This window comes from Rhizobium sp. CF080, assembly GCF_000282095.2.
In the GTDB taxonomy this organism is placed as follows: domain Bacteria; phylum Pseudomonadota; class Alphaproteobacteria; order Rhizobiales; family Rhizobiaceae; genus Neorhizobium.
The window spans coordinates 81433-103401 of sequence record NZ_AKKC02000015.1 but is presented as its reverse complement, the minus strand read 5'-3'; the positions used below and the strand labels follow the sequence as shown (position 1 = coordinate 103401).

At 61.8% G+C, this 21969-nt stretch carries 22 protein-coding genes; 10 read left to right on the top strand and 12 right to left on the bottom strand.

All coding sequences use genetic code 11. From position 1 onward, the window contains the following. Positions 1–97: 97 nt before the first annotated feature. Positions 98–982: a dienelactone hydrolase family protein gene (locus tag PMI07_RS27490; protein WP_037088532.1), complete on the bottom strand. Its 885-nt coding sequence runs from the start codon at positions 980–982 to the stop codon at positions 98–100. Positions 983–1177: 195 nt separating this feature from the next. Between PMI07_RS27490 and parE the strand changes: the two genes are divergently transcribed. Further along, entirely contained in the window at positions 1178–3229 is a 2052-nt protein-coding gene (gene parE, locus PMI07_RS27485) for a DNA topoisomerase IV subunit B (protein ID WP_037088531.1), read from the top strand. 68 nt (positions 3230–3297) lie between these two features. On the opposite strand, the gene PMI07_RS27480 is transcribed toward parE, so the two are convergent. Next, the gene (locus PMI07_RS27480) at positions 3298–5847 is read right to left on the bottom strand and encodes an HWE histidine kinase domain-containing protein (RefSeq protein ID WP_024164209.1); all 2550 of its coding nucleotides are present in this window, start codon (positions 5845–5847) and stop codon (positions 3298–3300) included. A 251-nt stretch (positions 5848–6098) separates the two neighbouring features. Here PMI07_RS27480 and PMI07_RS27475 point away from each other — a divergent pair, with 251 nt between their 5' ends. Beyond that, the gene (locus tag PMI07_RS27475; RefSeq protein ID WP_007760093.1) at positions 6099–7307 is read left to right on the top strand and encodes an AI-2E family transporter; all 1209 of its coding nucleotides are present in this window, start codon (positions 6099–6101) and stop codon (positions 7305–7307) included. Here the strand turns inward: PMI07_RS27475 and PMI07_RS27470 are convergent. Continuing rightward, positions 7285–7743: a GNAT family N-acetyltransferase gene (locus tag PMI07_RS27470; protein ID WP_007760092.1), complete on the bottom strand. Its 459-nt coding sequence runs from the start codon at positions 7741–7743 to the stop codon at positions 7285–7287. The genes PMI07_RS27475 and PMI07_RS27470 overlap by 23 nt on opposite strands. Positions 7744–7865: 122 nt before the next feature. Between PMI07_RS27470 and PMI07_RS27465 the strand changes: the two genes are divergently transcribed. Continuing rightward, on the top strand, positions 7866–8303 hold the full coding sequence (locus tag PMI07_RS27465; protein ID WP_007760091.1) for a hypothetical protein: 438 nt from the start codon (positions 7866–7868) through the stop codon (positions 8301–8303). A 7-nt stretch (positions 8304–8310) separates the two neighbouring features. Here PMI07_RS27465 and PMI07_RS27460 read toward each other — a convergent pair whose 3' ends face one another. Continuing rightward, on the bottom strand, positions 8311–9438 hold the full coding sequence (locus PMI07_RS27460) for a DUF2336 domain-containing protein (RefSeq protein WP_007760090.1): 1128 nt from the start codon (positions 9436–9438) through the stop codon (positions 8311–8313). 110 nt (positions 9439–9548) lie between these two features. Between PMI07_RS27460 and PMI07_RS27455 the strand changes: the two genes are divergently transcribed. Further along, complete coding sequence (locus tag PMI07_RS27455) at positions 9549–10205, top strand: aldolase/citrate lyase family protein (RefSeq protein WP_197032569.1); 657 nt, start codon at positions 9549–9551, stop codon at positions 10203–10205. Here the strand turns inward: PMI07_RS27455 and PMI07_RS27450 are convergent. Both PMI07_RS27450 and PMI07_RS27445 read right to left on the bottom strand, forming a co-directional pair. Then, positions 10195–10815: a flavin reductase family protein gene (locus PMI07_RS27450; RefSeq protein ID WP_007760088.1), complete on the bottom strand. Its 621-nt coding sequence runs from the start codon at positions 10813–10815 to the stop codon at positions 10195–10197. The genes PMI07_RS27455 and PMI07_RS27450 overlap by 11 nt on opposite strands. Positions 10816–10823: 8 nt before the next feature. Then, the gene (locus PMI07_RS27445; protein WP_007760087.1) at positions 10824–11402 is read right to left on the bottom strand and encodes a nitroreductase; all 579 of its coding nucleotides are present in this window, start codon (positions 11400–11402) and stop codon (positions 10824–10826) included. Between the two features lie 108 nt (positions 11403–11510). Between PMI07_RS27445 and PMI07_RS27440 the strand changes: the two genes are divergently transcribed. Then, a complete protein-coding gene (locus PMI07_RS27440; RefSeq protein WP_007760086.1) occupies positions 11511–12497 on the top strand; it encodes a hypothetical protein in 987 nt (328 codons plus the stop codon). Between the two features lie 102 nt (positions 12498–12599). Here PMI07_RS27440 and thrS read toward each other — a convergent pair whose 3' ends face one another. The 4 genes from thrS to PMI07_RS27420 form a co-directional block, all read right to left on the bottom strand. Next, positions 12600–14612, bottom strand: a complete 2013-nt coding sequence (gene thrS / locus PMI07_RS27435) for a threonine--tRNA ligase (protein ID WP_007760085.1) — start codon at positions 14610–14612, stop codon at positions 12600–12602. A gap of 126 nt (positions 14613–14738) precedes the next feature. Next, a complete protein-coding gene (locus PMI07_RS27430; RefSeq protein WP_007760080.1) occupies positions 14739–15263 on the bottom strand; it encodes a DUF1697 domain-containing protein in 525 nt (174 codons plus the stop codon). Positions 15264–15270: 7 nt separating this feature from the next. Beyond that, entirely contained in the window at positions 15271–15645 is a 375-nt protein-coding gene (yidD, locus tag PMI07_RS27425) for a membrane protein insertion efficiency factor YidD (protein WP_037088529.1), read from the bottom strand. A 4-nt stretch (positions 15646–15649) separates the two neighbouring features. Then, on the bottom strand, positions 15650–16099 hold the full coding sequence (locus PMI07_RS27420; RefSeq protein WP_007760075.1) for an iron-sulfur cluster assembly scaffold protein: 450 nt from the start codon (positions 16097–16099) through the stop codon (positions 15650–15652). 285 nt (positions 16100–16384) lie between these two features. Between PMI07_RS27420 and folE the strand changes: the two genes are divergently transcribed. The 3 genes from folE to PMI07_RS27405 all read left to right on the top strand — a co-directional run bounded on the left by folE (position 16385) and on the right by PMI07_RS27405 (position 18555). Continuing rightward, positions 16385–16999, top strand: coding sequence for a GTP cyclohydrolase I FolE (gene folE, locus PMI07_RS27415; RefSeq protein ID WP_007760073.1), 615 nt, complete (start codon positions 16385–16387; stop codon positions 16997–16999). 26 nt (positions 17000–17025) lie between these two features. Next, positions 17026–17487, top strand: coding sequence for a phosphoribosyl-AMP cyclohydrolase (gene hisI, locus PMI07_RS27410; RefSeq protein WP_007760069.1), 462 nt, complete (start codon positions 17026–17028; stop codon positions 17485–17487). 108 nt (positions 17488–17595) lie between these two features. Further along, positions 17596–18555 carry a patatin-like phospholipase family protein gene (locus PMI07_RS27405; RefSeq protein ID WP_007760066.1) on the top strand — a complete coding sequence of 320 codons (960 nt, stop codon included), beginning with the start codon at positions 17596–17598 and terminating at the stop codon, positions 18553–18555. Positions 18556–18621: 66 nt separating this feature from the next. On the opposite strand, the gene PMI07_RS27400 is transcribed toward PMI07_RS27405, so the two are convergent. Beyond that, positions 18622–19056, bottom strand: coding sequence for a CBS domain-containing protein (locus tag PMI07_RS27400; RefSeq protein ID WP_007760062.1), 435 nt, complete (start codon positions 19054–19056; stop codon positions 18622–18624). A 130-nt stretch (positions 19057–19186) separates the two neighbouring features. Beyond that, positions 19187–19927 (bottom strand): rhomboid family intramembrane serine protease, encoded by a 741-nt coding sequence (locus PMI07_RS27395; RefSeq protein WP_197032573.1) that lies wholly within the window; start codon positions 19925–19927, stop codon positions 19187–19189. 247 nt (positions 19928–20174) lie between these two features. Between PMI07_RS27395 and PMI07_RS27390 the strand changes: the two genes are divergently transcribed. Both PMI07_RS27390 and PMI07_RS27385 read left to right on the top strand, forming a co-directional pair. Further along, positions 20175–20756 (top strand): PAS domain-containing protein, encoded by a 582-nt coding sequence (locus tag PMI07_RS27390; RefSeq protein ID WP_007760056.1) that lies wholly within the window; start codon positions 20175–20177, stop codon positions 20754–20756. A gap of 113 nt (positions 20757–20869) precedes the next feature. Further along, positions 20870–21481 (top strand): PilZ domain-containing protein, encoded by a 612-nt coding sequence (locus PMI07_RS27385; RefSeq protein WP_037088527.1) that lies wholly within the window; start codon positions 20870–20872, stop codon positions 21479–21481. The last annotated feature ends 488 nt before the right edge of the window (positions 21482–21969 follow it).

Here is a 21969-nt window from a genome sequence, read left to right as displayed (position 1 = left end):
CTCCATCTATTCGGGAACGTGTTTTTAGACACATCCTGCATGAATTGGTATGTAAAAGACAGGTTTTGGTTCAAGTCTTTGGTTAACGGCCAGCCTTTCAGTGGCTGGTCAGCAAAAAATTCAGAACCTTCTTCCAATCGACCATCCGGATCGGGGTGCCGTGGCTGCCGGTCGCAAACAGCGTGAACCGGGTCGGGTAGCGCGCTGCCTTCAGCTTGCGATAGACCGCCGCCTGATCCTCGGACTTGTAGACGCTATCGCTGCCGCCATGCGCGAAATAGATCGGCAGCTTGCGCTTTGCCAGGGCCGATTTCGGCAATTCCGGGTCCGGCGGGCCGCCGAGGAGTGCCACGCCCCTGAGATACCGCACGGCCTGTGCGTCCCGGCTGATGCCCTGGCAGATGAACCCGCCCATCGAGGCGCAGGCGACGATGACAGGCCGTCCGGAGGACTGGTCGGACGCGTAGCGGATCAGTGCCGCGATATCGGCCACCCCCTTGTCGTCGAACGAGGTGACGCTCGGCGAATAATAGGTGCCGCCATTGCCGGTGGCGAGGTTCTTCAGGCGGTTGAAATTGCCGCCGAACGTATAGTCGTTGACGCCAAGCCGGCGGTCGCCGCCGCGGCCGTGGATGAAGATCACCGTGAAGGCGGCGCCCGCGGCCTGTCCCACCCTGGTGACATCGAGCCGGCGCCCGGCAAGGTCCAGCGTCTCGTTCTGCTGGTAGCGCCTGACGCCCAGGGAAACATAGTCATCCTTGACGCGCCGTTCCGGCTCGCGGTCGCGGCCGTTGATGTCGCGCATTTCCTGGTAGTCGATCACCTCGTAAGCGCCGCCATCAGAGGATTGCAGCACCGTCATCCGGGAAAAAAGCTCGTCCTTGAAAGGCTTTATCGGCCCTTCCTGGGCTTCTGCACGCACAGTGGCAAGAGTTGACAGAAGAGCAAGAACCGTGCCGAAAACGAAATGAACTGTGGACATGCTTGGTTTCATCAGGTTCCCTCAGCCTCGCAAGCTTGCCATGGCCCGATCGGCGAAGCATTGGTGAAAAACGACCGTTTCCATGCGGCATCGCGAAAAAGCCGGGTTTCTGGCAGAATCGCAAGTGATTCGAAACAGCACGAGATGGGTATGGCTTCCTTTTCCGCACCCCGACAGGTAGTACCGACGCAGCCGATGGATGACAATAACGACCTTTTTGCCGATTTGCCTGTGACATCAAAGCCGGTTGCCGTCGAACCCGCGCCGGCCGTCAAGGCGGCGCCTTCGACGCCCCGCCCTGCTCCGACGACATTGTCCGGCGACGACTACGGCGCCTCCTCGATCCGCGTGCTCGAGGGCCTCGAACCGGTGCGCATGCGCCCCGGCATGTATATCGGCGGCACCGACGAGAAGGCGATGCACCACCTCTTCGCCGAAGTCATCGACAATTCGATGGACGAGGCGGTTGCCGGCCATGCGGACTTCATCGACGTCCATCTCGACGCCGAGGGTTTCCTGACCGTCACCGACAACGGCCGCGGCATCCCGGTCGAGAATCACCCCCAGGTACCCGGCAAGTCGACGCTCGAAGTCATCATGACCAAGCTGCATGCGGGCGGTAAGTTCGACGGCAAGGCCTACGAGACATCGGGCGGTCTGCACGGCGTCGGCGTCTCCGTCGTCAACGCGCTATCCGATCTTCTCGAAGTGGAAGTCGCTCGCAATCGAAAACTCTACCGCCAGCGCTTTTCGCGCGGCGTACCGCAGGGCGGCCTGGAAGAACTCGGCGACGTTCATAACCGCCGAGGCACCAAGGTTCGCTTCCATCCAGACCCGCAGATTTTCGGCGACCACGCGAAATTCGATGCCGGCCGTATCTTCCGCATGGCGCGCTCAAAGGCCTATCTCTTCGGCGGCGTCGAAATCCGCTGGAGCTGCGATCCGGGCATGGTGCCGGCCGGTGGCGACATTCCGGAAAAGGCGGTCTTCCACTTCCCCGGAGGCCTGAAGGACTATCTGTCCGCGACGCTCGGCAAGGATTTCACCGTCACCCGCGAAATCTTCGCCGGCCGCACCGAAAAGACCGGCGGCCACGGCGCGATGGAATGGGCGATCACCTGGTATGGTGGCGATCCCGAACTGCATTCCTACTGCAATACCATCCCGACGCCCGAGGGCGGCACGCACGAGGCGGGTCTGCGCATCGCGCTCACCAAGGGCCTCAAGAACTATGCGGACCTGACCCAGAACAAGCGTGCGAAGGACATCACCACCGACGACGTGATGATTTCCGCGGTCGGCATGCTCTCGGTCTTCATCCGCGAGCCGGAATTCGTCGGCCAGACCAAGGACAAGCTCGCGACCGTCGAGGCCCAGCGCATCGTCGAAAACATCCTGCGCGACCCCTTCGATCACTATCTCGCCGGCAACCCGGCCGAAGCCGCGAAGCTCCTCGAATGGGTGATCGAACGCGCCGAAGAGCGCCTGCGCCGCCGCAAGGAAAAGGAAGTCAACCGCAAGACCGCGGTGCGCAAGCTGCGCCTGCCCGGCAAGCTTGCCGACTGCTCGCAGAACACCGCCGAGGGTGCGGAACTCTTCATCGTCGAAGGGGACTCGGCCGGTGGCTCCGCCAAGCAGGGGCGCAACCGCGCCAACCAGGCGATCCTGCCCTTGCGTGGCAAGATCCTCAACGTCGGCAGCGCCAGCCGCGAAAAACTGTCCGCCAACCAGCAGATCGCCGATCTCATCCAGGCGCTCGGCTGCGGCACACGGACGAAATACCGCGAGGAAGACCTCCGCTACGAGCGCATCATCATCATGACCGATGCCGACGTCGACGGCGCCCATATCGCTTCGTTGCTGATCACCTTCTTCTACCAGGAAATGCCCGAGCTGATCCGCGGCAACCATCTCTACCTGGCGGTGCCGCCGCTCTACGTGCTGCGCCAGGGCGGCAAGACCGTCTATGCCCGCGACGACGCCCACCGGGCGGAGCTGATGGAAACGATGTTCAAGGGCAAGAAGGTCGAAATCGGCCGCTTCAAAGGCCTTGGCGAGATGATGGCGGCGCAGCTGAAGGAAACCACGATGGATCCTGCCCATCGCACTCTTCTACGCGTTTCGATCGATGACGTGGATTTCGAAGGCACCCGCGAAGCCGTCGATAACCTGATGGGCACCAAGGCGGACGCCCGCTTCCGCTTCATCCAGGAACGCGCCGCGTTTGCCGAAAACCTCGATATCTGAGCCGGATTTCCGGCTCGGATATTTCACATGCCCAGGGCGGCCACGATCAGCAGGCCGCATAGTTGCGGTCAGCTCCGTTCGCCGAGCACTTTGGTGACGGCGCTGATCAGTGCAGCCGCCTCATAGGGCTTGCGTACGACCGGCGCCGAGAAGCTTGCGGGGATGATAGCCTTGTCGCTGTAGCCGGTCGCGAAAACGAACGGAATATCCCGCCGGATCAGCTCCTCGGCGATCGGCAGCGAGGTACCGGAGCCGAGATTGACGTCGAGGATTGCGACGTCAAACGTGAAGTCCTTGAGCTTGCGGAAGGCGTCGGCAGCCGAGGGCGTCGTCGTCACCTTGTCTATGCCATGGTCTGCAAGCATCGCTTCCACATCCGCAGCGATCAGCATCTGGTCTTCCACCAGCAGGAATTCGAGATCCTGAAGCCGTGGCACAGCTGCCTCGGGGCTGACGGGGCTGACGCTTTCCTCGGCTTCGACTTCTGCCAACTCGTCATCGCCGTGGATGTGTTTCGACGGCACCATGAAGCGCGCCCTTACCCCTTCAGGCGGATATTCGACCTTTGCCTCACCTTCGAGCTCATAGGGCACGCTGCGGGTGATCAGGACGCTGCCAAAACCGGTTCGTGACGGCAGGCTTACAGGCGGCCCGCCGTTTTCGGTCCAGACAAGCTCGCAATCGTTGTTGGCAAGCCGTCGCCACTCGATATCCAGCCGTCCGCCGTTGATCGAGAGCGAGCCGTATTTGGCCGCATTGGTCGACATCTCGTGCAATACCAGTGCCATGACCGAAAAGGCGCGGCTGTCGAGCCAGACGCGCGGACCTTTGAGCGTGACGCTGCGCGTCCCCTCGCTATAGGGCTTCAGTTCCGCTTCCAGAAGATCGGACAGCACACCGCCGTCGCCGCCGCGCACCACCTGGTCATGGGCAAAGGCAAGCGCCTGGATGCGTCCCTTGAGCGAGCCGATATAGTCCTTGAGGCTGACCTCGGCGTCGACCGAATGCCCGACCAGCGCTTTGATCACCGAAAGGATGTTCTTGACCCGGTGGTTGAGCTCCTCGTTCAGCATCCGCTGGCGCACGTCCGCCTTGCCGCGCTCGTCGGCGAGCAGCTCGTTGTGGTGCAGAACCACCTCGACCAGCACGGCGCGGATCGCGTCCGCGATCTCGCGGTCGCTGTCGGTCCAGGCCTGCGCCTGCTGATGCACCATTTCCTTCCAGATGGCGAAACTCTTGCGGGGTGTCAGTCTGTCCCCGAGGGGCCCTGTCCCGTAGGATTTCTCAGGATTGCCGGCCCAGCTCAGCGTCTGCACCATTTCGCGGCGGAAGAAGAAGAGGTAGTCGCGCGGACGCTGGGAAAGCGGGATGGCCAGCACGCCGCAGACCATGTCGGGAGAAATGCGTATTCCGGGCAGATCCACGGAGAGCTGGAAGCTGGACCAGATCTTGCCGCCCGCGGCATCACCGACAAACTCGGCGAGCTCTGCGACCAGGCCCTGCGGCGGCACGGCCCCTTCACCGGTCCACACGCCCCCGAGCCACAGGCCTATGCCGTCGCAGGACAGCATCTGACCGAACTCTGCAAGCGAACTGCGCAGCAGCGCGGTGATATCCGCATGGTGGGAAGCAGCCTGCAGGAAGCGGTCGAGCGACCGCCGCGCCTGCCCCGCGGTCTCCATGAGCTGGCGTTGCTTCAATGCGCTCAGATGCAGCGAGAAGAATTCGCCAAAGGTCTCCGCCGCCACCCGCTGCGGCATCGAGAGTACTTTGGGAGAATAGTGGTGGCAGGCGATCAGGCCCCAGAGCTCGTTGTCGACCACGACCGAGATCGACATGGAAGCGGCGACCCCCATGTTGCGCAGATATTCGCAATGGATGGGCGATACGCTACGCAAATGCGCAAAGGACAGATCGAGCGCCTCGCCTGCCTCGTCGATTTCCGGCACGATCGGGATGCGCGGATTACTGGCGTCGGAGATCACCCGGATGGTGTTCTTCACATACAGCGCCCGGGCCTGTTTCGGAATGTCGCCCGCGGGAAAATACTGGCCCTTGAAGCTTTCGAGGTCGCGCCTCTTGTATTCGCTGACGACTTTCCCGGCACCGTCCTCCTCAAAACGATAGATCATCACCCGGTCATAGCCGAGCATGGCATAGATCAGCCGCGCTGAGCTTTCGATCAACCGGTCGAGGCTGGCCACGTTGCGGATGCGGCTGATCAGCATGCGTGCCACTTCGAGCGGCTGGTCGGAATCGGTCGATGCCGGCTCGAACTCGAGGATCACCTTGGATTCGAAACGATGGATAGAAACATCGAAAGCGGCGCCAGAGGCAAATCTGAGGCCATGTCGAAGCGCCGGTCGCGCCGGGTTGTCGGACGTGGCGAGCGCGTTGCGCAAGGTGTGCGCCGCCTCCCCGCCGACGATCTCCTCAAGTCGCCGGCCGTTGATGTCTCCGGTGATCGCAAGCATGTCCGCCACGTTGGCGGAATGCTGCACGACAATCGATCCGGCAGCATCGCAGGCGATAAGGCATCCATGAGGCTGAATGCTGCCGGGGATATGGATCGGCTCTCGGTCGCAATTGTTAAGATCGACCGCATCCCTGTGAGGCATATTACAAGTCCCTGAAGACAGTCCGGCCAATAGAATGGGACAGCAGACGCTTCGGCATTCCATCGAAGTTAGGAAAACTTCATCAAGAAGGTTTGTTCCGTACTTCCGGCTTTACCGGAAAGCGATTTCATATTTCTATCGTATCTGCCGTCTAGGGCAAGGAGTAAGCTTCCTTTTAATGGATGACGCATTAGTCTTGTACCAGGAAGTCCCATAAGCCATATGATGGTGAAAATGAAAAAGGAAAAGCGGTGAGCGGAAATAACGATCGCAAAGGCCCGAAAGAGCCGCGCTGGCTTGGGCCAGTCGCACCGAGCAGGGTCGCGCTTATCCCGCCGATCTCCGCTGCTCGCTGGCTTCTGGTGCTCGTCGCCGCCGCCGGCATCTATTTCTTCCACGGCTTCCTGGTTCCCGTTCTGGCCGCTCTGGTGATCGGCTTCGCAAGCTGGCCGCTTTATCGGGAACTGCTGCGCCGCGTCGGCGGCAATACGACCATCGGCGCCTCGCTCGCCATCATCTTCATCCTCACCTTCCTCATCGTGCCGATTGGCATTGCGATCTCCTACACGATCGGCGAAGTCCGCCAGTGGATCATCTGGGCCGCCGAAGTGAACCGTTTCGGCGCGCCGCCGCCGGCCTGGATCACCGGCCTTCCGTGGGTCGGCGAATGGCTCGGCATCCAGTGGGTCCAGCATGTCGGTTCGCCCGGTGCGGTTGGCGAACTTATCCAGATCGTCTCCGGCGCCAATATCGGCAATATCTACCGCGCCATCGTGGCCGCGGGCGACGGCGCCTTTCACCTGGTGCTGACCCTGCTCTTCATGCTGATCGCGCTGTTCTTCGTCTATCGCGACGGCGGTTCCTTCAGCGAGCAGATCGACCTACTGGGCGAGCGCATCCTGCCGACCCGCTGGGAGCGTATCTCCCGCGTGGTTCCAAGGACGATCAGTTCCACCGTGACCGGCCAGACGCTGATTGCGATCGGCGAAGGCATCGTACTTGGCATCGCCTACTGGATCGCGGGCGTCCCCTCGCCCGTCACACTCGGCGTCCTGACCGGCCTGATGGCGCTGATCCCGGGTGGTGCGCCTCTGTCCTTCTCGCTGATCTCGTTCTATCTGGTCGCCAACGGCGCTTACGTCGCCGGCGGCGGTCTTTTCCTTTGGGGCACGGTGGAACTCTTCATCGTTGACAAGACGCTGCGGCCCCGTCTGGTTGGCGGTCCGATCAAGCTTCCCTTCCTGCCGACATTCTTCGGTCTCGTTGGCGGCGTCAGCACCATGGGCTTTCTCGGCCTGTTCATCGGCCCGGTCCTGATGGCGCTGCTCGTGTCGATCTGGCGCGAATGGATCCGCGAAGTGAAGATGGCTGACGTGACCGAAGCGGAGTCCACCGACATTGCCAAGGCGCCGGACCTGCCGCCCGATCTTCCGATCGTCAGGAAAGTCTCTTCTCCATGAAGATGCTGAGCGGATCGGGCCTGTAGTTTCCGAACGGCCCGATCTCCACAAAGCCATAGGCGCGATAAAGCCCGATCGCCTGCGGTTGATGGATGCCTGTCTCAAGCCGGACAACCGAAAGGCTGAGTTCGCCAGCGCGTTCCAGGATCGCGTCGATCAGCCGCTTGCCGAGCTTCAGGCCGCGCGCCGCCTCGTCGACGAACATCCGCTTGATCTCCCCCGAGCCGTCACCGGCCTCGACCAGCGCAGCGCAGCCGAGAACAGCCCCTTCCTTGCGCGCCACGAAAAAGGAAACGCCAGGCCCCTCGAGCGTCGCGACATCCAACATGTGATTGCTCTCGGCGGGATAAAGCGAGGCGGCATAGGCGTCGGAAAGTTCCAGAAGCCTGAGCACGCCAGCCTGGCGCGGCGGTTCTATCGCGATCGTCACGGTCATCCTTGTCTCCGACGGCCCTTCCACAGGTGCAATGATTAGCGGATGCGATGCCGCGCCGAAAGCTGCCTTGGTCGGGCCAAGATTGCCCGCTCTAAAGCGATTGCCACATTTGAGGGGACGATATGAATTCCGCACTGATTGTCATGACCATTCTTGGCTGCAACGACGCCGGAACGGACTGCCACTATATCGCCACTGCCGAAAACCGCTGGCCGAGCATCGAGATGTGCAACTCGGTTTCGGAACAACAGCTTTCCGGATATGCCAACCAGCCCTATCCGATGCTCATTGCCGTTTGTCAGAAGCCGGAAACAACCGAGGTCGCCAACGCGCCAATTCCGCAGTCGCGACCGGAGACGCCGCAGCCGGCGCCGGCGATCGCCCAGGAGCTGGTGAAGGAGCCGGTGACGCAGCAGGAGAAGGAAACGCTTGCGGGCCGCGCTATCCAGCGGGTCAAGACCGTGCTGCCGACGACGGAAGGCGTGAAAACGCTGATGACCAGCCCGGTGCGGCTGGTCGAGAACGGTTATTCCTGGGTTGCCAAGAAATTCCAGCGCTAGACAGGCTTCACGCCGCCAGCGACACTTCGTTGGCATAGGACCGGGCGCTGAGCCTGACTTCCAGCCGATGCAGCTTTTCGACCATGTCGAGGATCTCGGAGACCGCCGAAAGCTGCAGGTCGGGCCGCTGAAACTTTTCAAGCAGTATGCCGGCGATATTGTCGAGCGTGCCGCTTGCGGCGGCCTTGCGCCAGAGGAAGACCGATTCGACGAAGACGGCGGCGATATCCCGTCCGAGGCCGGAGGCTTCGAAAAGTGCCCGCACCGCATGCATGCGGCCGGTGGCAAGGATCGCCCGTACGCGGCGGTCGTCGAGCCCGGAAAGCGAGACCATCGCGCCGGCAAAGAAATCCACCTTGCCGCTGCAGAGCGCGTGGATGAGGAAAGCGGGCGTCAGCCGTCCGGCTGTGCGCAGATGTTCGACGAGGCCCGGAATTTCCTCCTGCAGCACCGTGCCGGCAATGGCGACGGCTGCCGCCTCCCCCGCCTCGCGGGTCATGTGTTCGATCCGTGCCGGTGCCATGCTCGTCCGCACCAGACCGGAACCGGCAAGTGCCGCCGTGATATGATTGACGAGCATGTGGCGGGCATCAGCCGGCAGGGCTTCGCGCTCCAGCAGCAGGTTGCGGATATCGCAGCACTGCCCGAACCGCTCGGCGATCCGCCGCAGCGAAACCCGTGTTACCGAGGCGGTCTCGTTCTCCAGCAGAATGGTGACTTCGCTTTCGTCGCCGATCTCGGCGATCGCGGCGGCGACCCCGCGCGACAGTTTCGGCCTTGCGGCAATCATTCCGCGGGTGAGGCTGTCACTGCGCCCGGCGAGATCGACGAGGTCGTTTTCGGTGAGCACGGGCGAACAGGCAATGACCGTGCAGGCGATCTCCGGCTGGTCTTCGGCAAGGCACACGATGACGGCGCGCGGCGCATCTGCGGACCCGGCGAGCGCCTCGGCGAGCGCCAGGCGCACCAGCGGCGAAGGGTCGTCGAGAAGATAGGTCATGGCAAGGGCCGCTGCGCGATGCTGCTCGCCGCCCATGGGTGAGCGGAGATAGGCTCGCCCGAGAGCATTGGCCGCCTTCGCCCTCTCAGCCGTTCTTGCCGTTTCAGCCCAACGAAGAAATGCCTGTACGATCACACTCGGCCTCGACTACACATGCCAGTTCAGATCCGGCTGGCTCAAGAGGTCACGCTAGAGTGAAAAAGTTTAAGATTGGTTCACCACGTTCCTTAACCATGGCGAAGTCCTTGAAAATACGGTCCTGGCTTGTCGTCGAACCCTCTGCGAATGCCGCAATGGTCCATTCGGCGGGCGCGGATGTCACCGTGCTCGACCTGACGGGTTCTCCTGAGTCGTGGAATGCGGTGACGGATTTCCACCGTGGATGGACCGATATTTCGCCCCACGACCGCCTGACATTCCTCCTGCCGGCCTTCTCCTCGGCACGAACGAATGCCGCCGTCGATATCGCAGTCCGATGCGCGGCCGCCTCGGTCATCCTCCCGGGCGCCCGCAGCGGCGCCGACGTCCAGAGACTGGATACGATGCTGCGCGTGGCGGAAATCCGGGCCGGTCTGATACCGGGACACACCGCGATCGCCGCGCTTGCCGATGCGGCCGGTATTCTTGCCGCCCCGAGCTTCGAGCGCTGCAGCACCCGTCTGAAGTTTATCGGCTGGGAAAGCGGTCATGATCCCCTTTCCGACACGGCGCGCTTCGCGGCTGCGGCCATAGTGCTCGCCGCCTCCGCAGCCGGCGTGGCGGCCATTGACGCCGTCTCGCCGACTAGCGACGCGGCGACCTTCCCGTCCGAATGCGAAACAGCAAGAATGAACGGCTTCTCCGGCAAGCTTTGCCGCAGCCTCGATCAAATTCCGATCATCAATCGGATTTTCAGCTCTTAGGCTCGGCGCCCACCGGCCGGGTCATTTCGAACACGTCAGCGCCGCCGTCGGAGAAATCGCGATAGCCCATACGGGCGATCGGCCGGGCGAGCCCCATGTCGATCCGACCGCCCCGCAGAATCTCCTCGCTGATATGGATGCCGACCACCTGGCCGAAAACCATGTAGGCCTCCGTCGCCTCGCCGTCTAATCCAATGGGCTGGATCACCTGCGTGACGCGGCATTCCAGCACCGTATAGGCTTCGGCGACGTAAGGCGCGTCGATGAGTTCTGCCATCTTGGCGGTCAGTCCCGCCACCTCGAACTCGCTGACACCATAAGGCACAGCCTCTGACGAGGCGTTCATCTTCTCGGCCAGGTGACGGCTTGCGAGGCTTGCAGTGAAGACGCCGGTTTCCTCGGCGTTCTTCAGGCTGTGCTTGCGGCCGCTGGACGAGAACATCACCAATTTGGGGCTGTCGGAAATGGCGTTGAAGAAGGAATAGGGAGACAGGTTCATCGACCCGTCCCTGCCCTTCGTGCCGATCCAGCCGATCGGCCGCGGCGCGACGATCGCCTTGAATGGATCGTGCTTCAGTCCGTGCTGGTTGGTATCGGTGGTGTAGAACATCGAAACCCCTATTGCCCGGCGTAGGTGACGATCTGCGTAAGGTCTGGCCGCGGGCGGTCCGGCGTCGGGAAATCGCTCGAACCGATATGGATGAAGCCCGCCACCTTTTCGCCCGGCTTGATGCCGAGGAGCGCCAGTGCCTCGTCGTCATAGGCGACCCACTCGGTACGCCAGTTGGCGACGTAGCCATGCGCGTTCGCGGCCATCAGCATGTTGAAGCAGACGGCACCTGCGGAAAGCACCTGTTCCCATTCAGGGATCTTCGGATGCGGTGCCGCGGTGCTGACGACGGCAACGACCAGCGGCGCACGGGTGAAGCGCGTCAGCTCCGCTTCCCTGGCGGCATCGGCCATGTCGGGCATCTTCTTCAGCGACAGGGCCAGAAACTGTTCGCCAAGCGTCTTGCGCACGTCGCCGCGATAGACCACCACGCGCCAGGGGGCGAGCTTGCCATGATCCGGAATGCGGGTTGCGAAGGTGAGAATCGCTTCCAGTTCCTCCTGCGACGGAGCCGGCTCCTTGATCTGGGCAACCGGCGTGGAATGCCTGTCGCGCAGGAAATCGATGAGTTTAATATCATTTTGCATGGTCAAAGCTTTCATTTGGATCTGGCGAGGTCTGAAGGTCTTGAAATTGCCTTGTCATTGGTCTTCAAGTGACGTCTCGGAAAACAAGAGTCAACCGGTAGACAACAGATGGCAGGCACTTCCCTTGCGGCACGCTGGTTCCTCGCCGGAGCAATGGCTCTCGGCTCAGCTTTCAGCGCATTGGCCCAGGAAGACGCCTTCAAGAATTTTCGCGCGCTGGACAGCACCGCGAAGATGCCGAAGCTCAATGCCTTCTCGGCCCTGCCGGGCGGCCCTCCCGGCATGCTCTCAAGGGACGTTCAGTTCGATGCCAAGCTGACGTCCGACGGCCAGCCCATGCAGGAAGGCCTCACCTGGCGCGTCTTCAGCCCGATCGCCGGCGATGACGGCAAATTGCCGCTGGTTGCCAGTTCCGAAGGCGGCTCCGCGTCATTCCAACTTGCCCCCGGCGACTATTTCGTCAATTGCGCCTTCGGGCGCGCCGGCGTCACCAAGAAACTGAAAGTCCCCGAAAATGGCACCGTGCCGAAACAGACGCTGGTGCTCGACGCCGGCGGTTTCGTGCTTAATGCGGTTGCCGGTACCGACCAGCGCATCCCGCCCAAGGAGCTGAGCTTTTCGGTCTATTCCGCCGAAGTGCGCGACAACGGCGACCGGGCGCTGGTGATGTCGGACGTCAAGCCGAATACTGTTGTGCGGCTGAACGCCGGCACCTATCACGTCGTTTCCGAATATGGCGACGTCAACGCGGTGGTGCGGGCGGATATCCAGGTGGAGGCCGGCAAGCTCACCCAGGCGGTCCTGCAGCATCGTGCCGCCCAGATCACCCTGAAACTGGTCTCTCAGCCGGGCGGGGAAGCGATTGCCGATACGGCCTGGTCGGTGCTGACCGCTGCCGGCGACATCGTCAACGAAAGCGTCAGCGCTTTCTCGACCATGGTTCTGGCGGAAGGCGAATATCTTGCCGTCGCCCGCAATAAGACCAAGATCTATCAGCGCGGCTTTACCGTCAAAGCCGGCCGCAATACCGAGGTCGAAGTGCTGATGCGCGATACGCCTCAGATGGCCGGCGCGGTCGCCAACGACCGGAACTAGCCGGTTTCGGCGGGTCGCTTCAGACCAGCCAACGGCTATTTTTCCACTGACATTGCCGTCTTCTGACAGCGCCCGCGTTCACGGGCGCTGTCAGGGATTGGATCAGGCGGCTGCCTTCGCGGCCTTCCTGGCTTCGAGACGGCGCAGCACATCCGGCGGTGTCGCCTCGAGGCTGAGCGAGGCGATCGCCTCGTCCAGCGTCATCGAGGTCTGGGCCTGCGAGCCGAGACGGCGGATATTGACCGACCGCTCCTCGGCCTCCTTCTTGCCGCAGACGATGATGACCGGCACCTTGGTGACCGAGTGCTCGCGGATCTTGTAGTTGATCTTCTCGTTGCGGAAATCGGTCTCGACGACCATGCCCACTTCCCGAAGAGCTTCCGCGACCTCGCGGCCGTAATCGTCGGCGTCCGAGGTGATCGTCGCCACCACCACCTGCATCGGCGCGAACCAAAGCGGCATGTGGCCGGCAAAATTCTCGATCAGGATGCCGAGGAAACGCTCCATCGAGCCGCAGATGGCGCGATGGATCATCACCGGCTGGGTCTTTTCCGAGTTCTGGTCGATATAGAAGGCGCCGAACCGTTCCGGCAGGTTGAAGTCCACCTGCGTCGTGCCGCACTGCCATTCGCGGCCGATCGCATCCTTCAGCGTATATTCGAACTTCGGACCATAGAACGCACCCTCACCCGGCAGGATGCCGGTCTTGATACGGCCTTCCGATTGCGCCTCGATCGTCTTCAGCACGTCCAGCATGACCGATTCGGCACGATCCCAGAGCGCGTCGGTGCCGACACGCTTGTCCGGCCGGGTCGAGAGCTTGACGACCACTTCCTTGAAGCCGAAATCCTCGTAGACCGACAGGATCAGGTCGTTGATCCGCAGGCATTCGGCAGCCATCTGCTCGTCGGTGCAGAACACATGCGCGTCATCCTGCGTAAAGCCGCGCACGCGCATCAGCCCATGCAGCGCGCCGGATGCTTCGTAGCGATGCACGAGACCGAATTCCGCAAGCCGGATAGGCAGTTCGCGGTAGGACTTCAGACCATGCTTGAAGATCTGCACGTGACCCGGGCAGTTCATCGGCTTCAGCGCGAAGACGCGGTTGTCAGCTTCCTTGTCGTCCGGATGCGTGAAGGCATAGGCCGACTTCACCGCGAACATGTTCTCCTGGTACCAACCCCAATGCCCGGAGGTTTCCCAGAGCGAGGCATCGAGGACCTGCGGTGCGTTGACTTCCTCATACGTGCCGGCGAGACGACGGCGCATATAGGCGGTCAGCGTCTGGAACATGCGCCAGCCCTTGCCGTGCCAGAACACCACGCCCGGACCTTCTTCCTGGAAATGGAAGAGATCCATTTCCCGGCCCAGTTTGCGGTGGTCGCGCTTTTCGGCTTCGGCCAGCACATGCAGGTACTGGTCGAGCTCCTCCTGCGTCGCCCAGGCGGTGCCGTAGATGCGGGTCAGCATGGCGTTGTTCGAGTCGCCGCGCCAGTACGCGCCGGCAACCTTCATCAGCTTGAAAGCCGTACCGATCTGGCCGGTCGAGGCCATATGCGGACCGCGGCAGAGGTCGAACCAGTCGCCCTGATAATAGATCTTGAGGTCCTGGTCCTCCGGGATCGCGTCGATCAGCTCGACCTTGTAGCCCTCGCCCTTGGCGGCGAAGACTTCGCGGGCCTTCTCACGAGACCAGACCTGCTTGGTGAACGGTTTGTTTCGGCCGATGATTTCCTTCATCTTCGCTTCGATCTTCGGCAGATCGTCGGGCGTGAAAGGCGCGTTGCGGGCGAAATCGTAATAGAATCCGTTCTCGATCACCGGGCCGATGGTGACCTGCGTGCCGGGCCAAAGCTCCTGCACGGCCTCCGCCATCACGTGGGCGGCGTCGTGGCGGATAAGCTCCAGCGCGCGGGCGTCGGTGCGGGTGACGATCTCGATCTTTCCGTCGGTCACCGGCTCGGCAAGGTCCTGCACGGTGCCATCGATGGTGACGGCGACCGCCTTCTTGGCGAGCGACTTGGAAATGCTCTCTGCCACGTCACGGCCGGTCGTGCCGGCGTCGAAAACGCGGACGGAGCCATCGGGAAATGTAAGGGAAACGGATTGGGACATGTCTTTCTCCTGTCCAGTCCCGCCAACGAATGCGGGTGGTGTTGGAATAAACGGCGGTTCGCCATTGCGGCGCAGCCGGCGTGGCTGATAAATGCTTTTGGCGTTTTAGTAAAGGCGAGCGGCCGATCAGCCGATCATTTCGGCCAGTCCGGCGACCGTATTGGCATTGCGGATCGTGCCGATGCCGAGCTTCCTGGTGGTCATCGCCGAGAGCAGCCGTGTCTCGCTCGCCTTGCCGCCGAAATCCACCCAGAGATCGCCGTCGACGATCGACATCCTCTCCTCGCCGCGGTGGCGTTCGAGCAGGTCGAGGACGCTTTCGTCGAGCGGCTTGCGCATCACCCGCACGCCGACCTCGGAACCTTCTCCCGACGGAAAGGGATTGCCGGCCGCGAGCTTCAGCCAATCGGCGCCGGTTCTTGCGATGATATCGACATGTTTGCCGAACCGCTTTTCGAAAGCGCTCTCCAGTCGCTGCTCGAGATCGCCGATCGGCGACCTGCCCGTTTCGAAGACGAGGTTGCCGGTCGAAACCAGGGTCCGGCAGTTCCGGCAACCGAGCTCTTCCGCCATCGCGCGAAGGTCGGCCATCACGACCCGCTTGCCGCCGCCGAGAACGATGCTGTGAAGCAGCGCGACATAGGTGATCATCAGTTCCTCAAGGCGATGCCGATTTGACATGACGTCGCCAGTATCGCCACGGCGTCCACCAATGCTGGCGCACTTCGAGCGCGTCCGGCACCGGATCGAGCCCGCCCGTGCCGCCCGGCCCGCAACGGGCCACCCGAAACAGTGTCATCCATCCGCCGGGCCACAGCCCATGCCTCGCCACCGCCTCGTAACCGTATTCCGAACAGGTCGGGATATGCCGGCAGGAATTGCCGATGAAGCCGGACAGCGTCAGCTGGTAGAGGCGGATCAGCCCCATGCCGAGCAGCCGGCCGGGCGTCTTGTCGAAAGGCCCGGACCAGTTGCGGGAAAAGCCAGGCTTCGGCTTGGAATGGTCATGCCCGCAGTCGGGAGCGTCGCACATCGTATCAGACGGCGGCCGCTTCGGCCCGTTCCTTCGCCTCGATCTGGTCGATCGCATCGACGACCGCCTCGAAGGTCAGCATGGTGGAGGCATGGCGGGCTCTGTAGTCCTTGACCGGCTTCAGGTAGCGCATCTCCTCGAACCGGCCGTCCGGCCCCTCGCCGCCTTCCTTCAGCATGGCGAGCATGTCCTGGCGCGCCTTGCGGATTTCGGCGGTCGTCGCGCCGATCACATGCCGCGCCATGATCGAGGACGAGGCCTGGCCGAGGGCGCAGGCGCGCACCTCATGGGCGAAATCAGTCACCCGGTCGCCGTCCATCTTCAGATGCACGCGCACCTTGGAACCGCACAGCTTGGAATGTTTTTCGGAACTCGCATCCGCGTCCGCCAGTATGCCCGCATGGGTAATATTGGCGGCGAATTCGAGGATCTTGCTGTTGTAGATGTCGTCCATCAAGGCTCGCTTTGAACCCGCCGTCGCGCGTTGAACACTGTGTCACGTCCGGCGGACTACCATAAAAGGGTTCCTGCCATTATATGTTATGTCCGGGCGAGATCATCAAGAAACGATGTTTTCACGAAATCCTACCGAAAACGGAACAGGATATCTTGTAAAAATGTTCGCTGAAGGTCAGATATCGCCGGATTGCCCAAAAATCAGCCGCAGGTGCCCAGCGGCTGGTCAGTCCGTGAGTAACGCCAGTCGGATGCGGCCTTGAACCGCATCAGGAGACGATAGATGGATGCCATTGTGAAGAATTTCCCGGCTTCGAAAGAGAAGCAGGTCCGCCCCTCGCAGCAGGAAGCCGAAGAAGCCGTGCGTGTCCTGCTGCGCTGGGCCGGTGACGATCCGGCCCGCGAAGGCCTGCTCGACACCCCGAAGCGCGTCGCTGCCGCCTATCGCGAACTGTTTGCCGGTTACGAACAGTCGCCGGAAGACGTGCTCGGCCGCACCTTCGAGGAAGTCTCGGGTTATGACGATATCGTGCTGGTGCGCGACATCCCGTTCTTCTCCCATTGCGAACACCACATGCTGCCGATCATCGGCAAGGCGCATGTCGCCTATCTGCCGAACGGCCGCGTCCTCGGTCTGTCGAAGATCGCCCGCGTCGTCGAAATCTTCGGCCGCCGGCTGCAGACGCAGGAAAACCTGACGGCGCAGATCGCCAATGCGATCGAGGAAACTTTGAAGCCGCGCGGCGTTGCCATAATGATCGAGGCCGAGCACCTGTGCATGGAAATGCGCGGCGTGCAGAAGCAGGGCTCGCATACGATGACGACGACCTTTACCGGCGAGTTCAAGGCGAACGCCGCCGAACAGGCCCGTTTCTTCACCCTGGCCCGCAACCGCTAAGGCGCGGTTTCCGGGCGGAGTTTCCGATGTCGCTTTCTTTCGACCAGCCTTCCGCCGACAAGACGGAACTCGAAGGCGCCGGCGCCTTCACGCCCCGCTTCGATCAGAACGGCCTCGTTACCGCCGTCGTCACCGATGTCCGCGACGGCGAGCTGCTGATGGTCGCGCATATGGATGCGCAGGCGCTGGCGCTGACGGTCGAGACCGGCATCGCCCATTATTACAGCCGCTCGCGTGCCAAGATCTGGAAGAAGGGCGAATCCTCCGGCAATCTCCAGACCGTTCACGAACTGCGCACCGACTGCGACCAGGACGCCGTCTGGCTCAAGGTCTCGGTCGCCGGACACGACGCCACATGTCACACGGGACGCCGCTCCTGTTTCTATCGGGTTGTCACCCAAAGTGATGGGCGGGCGGTTCTTGAAATCACCGACGATCAGCGTCATTTTGACCCAGATATCGTCTATTCGGATCAAGGAACCATTTAGGCATCTGCCCCGTTTTTTGGCATGTCTCGACTGAATAAACGATTTTGAAACCTGTCGGTGCGTTAATCGACAGACCGGGATTTGTTCAGCTGTGGAGGGGTTTTGTCGATGCTGAACTGGAGTTGGAACCGTCACGATCCGCTTGCGGCACCTGCCGAAGGCGGAGAAACACAAGTTCTCGACCCCACACCTCCTCCCATCGTCGAAGCCCCTAAAAAAGCAAAGCTTTCTCTCGCCCTTGGCGGCGGCGCGGCGCGGGGTTGGGCCCATATCGGCGTACTCAGGGCACTTGACGAGGCGGGCATCGAAGTCGGCATGATCGCCGGCACCTCGATCGGCGCTCTGGTCGGCGGATGTTATCTGGCTGGCAAGCTCGACGAGCTCGAAAGCTTCGCCCGCTCGCTGACCATGCGCCGCATCGCCGGCCTGCTCGATCTGACGATCGGCGGCGGCGGCCTTCTCGGCGGCATGCGGCTGACCAAGCGGATGCAGGAACATCTCGAAGGCCTGTCGATCGAAGACCTGGACCGGCCTTTCGTGTCGGTCGCGACCGAACTTCATACCGGCCACGAGGTGTGGATCTCCAGCGGCTCGCTGATCACCGGGCTTCGCGCCTCCTACGCCCTGCCCGGTATTTTCGAACCGGTGAAATGCAACAACCGGACACTGGTCGATGGCGCACTCGTCAATCCGGTGCCGACCTCCGTCTGCCGTGCCTACGAACAGCCGCTCGTGGTTGCCGTCAACCTGAACTACGAGATTTTCGGCCGTTCGGCCGTCGTCAAGCACAATGCCAGCGTCCAGCCAATCGATGACGGCCGCAAGAAAGCCGACGATGTGCGTGTCGGTCTGACCGGCACCATGGTGCAGGCTTTCAACATTATCCAGGAACGCATTTCCCGGGCCCGTCTCGCGGGCGATCCGCCGGATCTGGCGCTGCATCCGCGTCTTGCCGATATCGGCCTGTCCGAATTCCACCGCGCCGGCGAAGCGATCGACCGCGGTTATACCGAGACCATGGCACAGATTTCCGCCCTGAAACGCATGCAGGAAGTCTTCGCTCGCTAGGCCGCAGAGGCCTCGCGTCACGCAGGTAAAAAGCCTCGCCTTGCGGCGAGGCTCAGGCACAAACACTCAGCCGGCGATATAGGCCTTGATGTGTTCGGCCTCGAGTTCGATCTCGCGGATGCGCGACTTCACCACGTCGCCGATCGAGATGATGCCGGCGAGCTTGCCGTCCTGCTCGACGGGCACGTGGCGGAAACGGCCGCTGCTCATCATCCCCATCAGTTCATCGACGGTCGTATCGTCCTTGCAGCGCTGCACCGCAGTGGTCATCGCCGACTTGACCGGTTGATCGAGCACGCCGGCGCCCTTGCCGGCGATGGCGCGCACCAGGTCACGTTCCGTGAAGATGCCGGCGATGCGGCCTTCCATGCCGGTTACCACGACGGCACCTATCTTCTTGTCGTTGAGGATTCCGGCGACTTCGAGCAGCGTCTTGTCAGGCCCGACGGTCACCACGTCACGACCCTTCGCATCCAGCATGTTCTTGACGACTATTGCCATGGCTCTCTCCTCGCAACCAGCTTGGCCTGGACATCGCTCATCCCGAGAAGCAAAGCGCCTGGGGTGGAGGAACCGTCCCTGCACGTGTGGAGAAGTGTAGAGCGAGGCGGGAAATAGATCAAGAAAGAGATCAAGCTTGCGTGATCGGCATGACGCGGCGCGGCAAGGGATCGAAAAGTCCGAACAGCAGGAAACCGAACAGGAAGCCGCCGATATGGGCGTCCCAGGCGATCGGTCCCATATCCGCGCCGAACAGCGTCACCCCGAAAGCGATCAGCAGGTTGCCGGCGAACCACATGACGGTGAAGATGACGACGGTGCGGTTGCGGAAGGAACCCAGGATCGACTGGCGCGGATAGAGATGGCCATGCGTCCGGTCGTAACCCCGGCGTTCCGGGAAAGCGAAACGGCAGGCCGCCCCCATCAGCGCCGAGACGACCCCTGATGCGCCGATCAGCAGCGTCTCGTCCCCCCAGTTGAGCGCCGCATGGAAGAAGGCGGCAGCCACTGCCGAGAGGATCCAGAAGATCACGTAGCGCAGAGTGCCGATCCGCCGCACCACCGGAGCTCCGAAGGCCATCAGCCACAGCGCGTTGAAGAGGATGTGCTCGATGCCGCCGTGCAGAAGCGAATAGGTGACCGGCGTCCACGCCCAGGCAAAACCCTGGTCGGCGAGCGGGTAGACGTAGCGCAAGGGCGTGAACGCCAGGTTCACAACCATATAGGCGCGCGTATCCGCGTCCAGCACATAGTCCTGCACGATGTAGATGACCGCAAGCAAAGCCAGCGTCACGACAAGGCTCTGCGGAAGGTTGAAAATCGGCTGCGAGCGTTCGCCGTCGTCATCCGTCTCGCGCGGTTCGTCAGCCATATCCGGCCCGTCGTTCATGCCAGTCCCTTCTGTCTCTCATTCCCCTGCCGAATGGTCCGACAGCCATATAGGAGCGGCGGTTCAAAGGAAAGCGCGGGCGAGATCACGGTAACGCCAGCGCCAGCGCGTGTTGGCAGGTCATGGATCATTAAACCTGACGCCTTGGCCGTGGCACGGATTTCGCTGTGTGAGGAAGATCAGCCGCGCATGAGGCGCGGTCTGCCTCGAAATGTAACAGGTATGATGGATGCGGAATCAGGCCAGCCGGGCAATCTTCGACTATTGGATCAATCTCAAGCATGACGGGGAAGTTCCCCTCAAGACCGAGATCGATCCGACCGCCCTGCGTCATCTTCTTCCGCATCTTTTCATGGCTGCCCTGGATCCGACCGGCACCCTGGCATTCCGGCTGGCCGGGACCCGGATCTGCGATCTGTTCGGCCGCGAATTCCGCGGCGAGGCTTTCGCCGGCCTCTGGCAGGAGAGCGATCACCGGCAGCCGGTGGAAATTGCCCACAACGTCATCCAGTCTCAACAGCCGGCGCTCCTGGACGTTTTCGCTTCGAATGGCCACATCCATCACGCCTATGAGATGCTGCTTCTGCCAATCCGATCGGTGGAGGCGGTGGCGAGCGATCGCATTTTCGGGGCACTCCTGCCCCAGGTTTCTCCCTACCCTCCGACGGCAACCCCCGCCATGTTCCTGGCGCTTGAGAACTGGACGTTCCTGACCGGCAGCGGTTCGCATTTCGGCGTGCCGGTCACGGGCGATCGCCGCAGTCTCTATCAGGCACTCGGGCGGCTCCTGCCCGTCCGTCGCCCGTCCTGAGCAACATCCCCCATCACGGCAAGGGCGCAGCTGACGGTGCTTGCCAAAACCTTCTGTTAACCGCAGCGCGGTAATACTCCAAAGATAGACTTAGAAGAGAAAAGCTCTCTCAAATGTATTCTTTTCAATCGACTCATACTCCGTCGACACCCAGCGTTCCTGCACAGCGCTCTTTTCAGCGCGTGTCGGTCAATATCGCTGGACGGCTGATGCTGGCGACGCATGAGGAATTTCCCTGCAACGTCGTGGACATGTCGCCGGGCGACGTCAGCTTTGCCTGTGTGGGGCGCCCTCTCGTCGGCGAACGGGTCATCGCCTATCTCGATCATATCGGCCGTCTGGAAGGCATGGTCATCAGCCTGTCGAGCACCGGTTTCGTGATGTCGATCAACGCGACGGACCGCAAGCGCGAGAAATTGGCCGCCCAGCTCACCTGGATCGCCAACAAGCACGAGCTCGGCCTGCCCGAAGATCGTCGCCACGACCGTCTGGCGCCGCGCCAGACCCGCTCCGAGATCACGCTCGACGACGGCCGGCGTTATGCCTGCCGCATCGTGGACCTTTCGCTCTCCGGCGCGGCGATCGATATCGACATTCGCCCGGCGCTCGGCACGCCCGTTCGCCTCGGCAACATGCGCGGCCGCGTCGTGCGCCACTTCATGGAAGGCGTGGCGATCGAGTTCAATTCGGTCCAATCGCGCGAAACGCTGACCGAATTCCTTTAAGAGGCACTGAGGCCAACTCCTCCGCAAGCGTCCCATCCGGGACGCTTTTTTGTTGTCTGCCTCCTTCATTCCCTCCCGTCTCATTGCTGGACAGTTCGGTAGAAGCCGCTTGTCTGTGCCGAAATGAACTTTCTTCAAAAAAATGTGCCCTTTCGGCACTTTTTTCGAGCCCGAAAATCGGCCGTGATCGGCCCGATTTGGCCGCGGCGCAGCCCGACACCGGGCGTCACTCTCCTGGCCCCGCCGCCCGATCGTCGTCATTGCAAGACTTCAGTCACTCGACGAGCCGCTCGCGCGGATTTCAAAACCTCCTTTATTCACAGTTGGATAGAGGCAAGCCCGCGAAGCCCCGGGCTCCTGATAGTCGGCATTTTATGAAAATTATCGGCAAATTAGGCTCGAATTTTGTGAAAGTTCGAGATGTATTTGATGCTTGTTTTAGGCGAATTGAATTCAAATAAGATATTGATTTTACTACGAGATTTTGC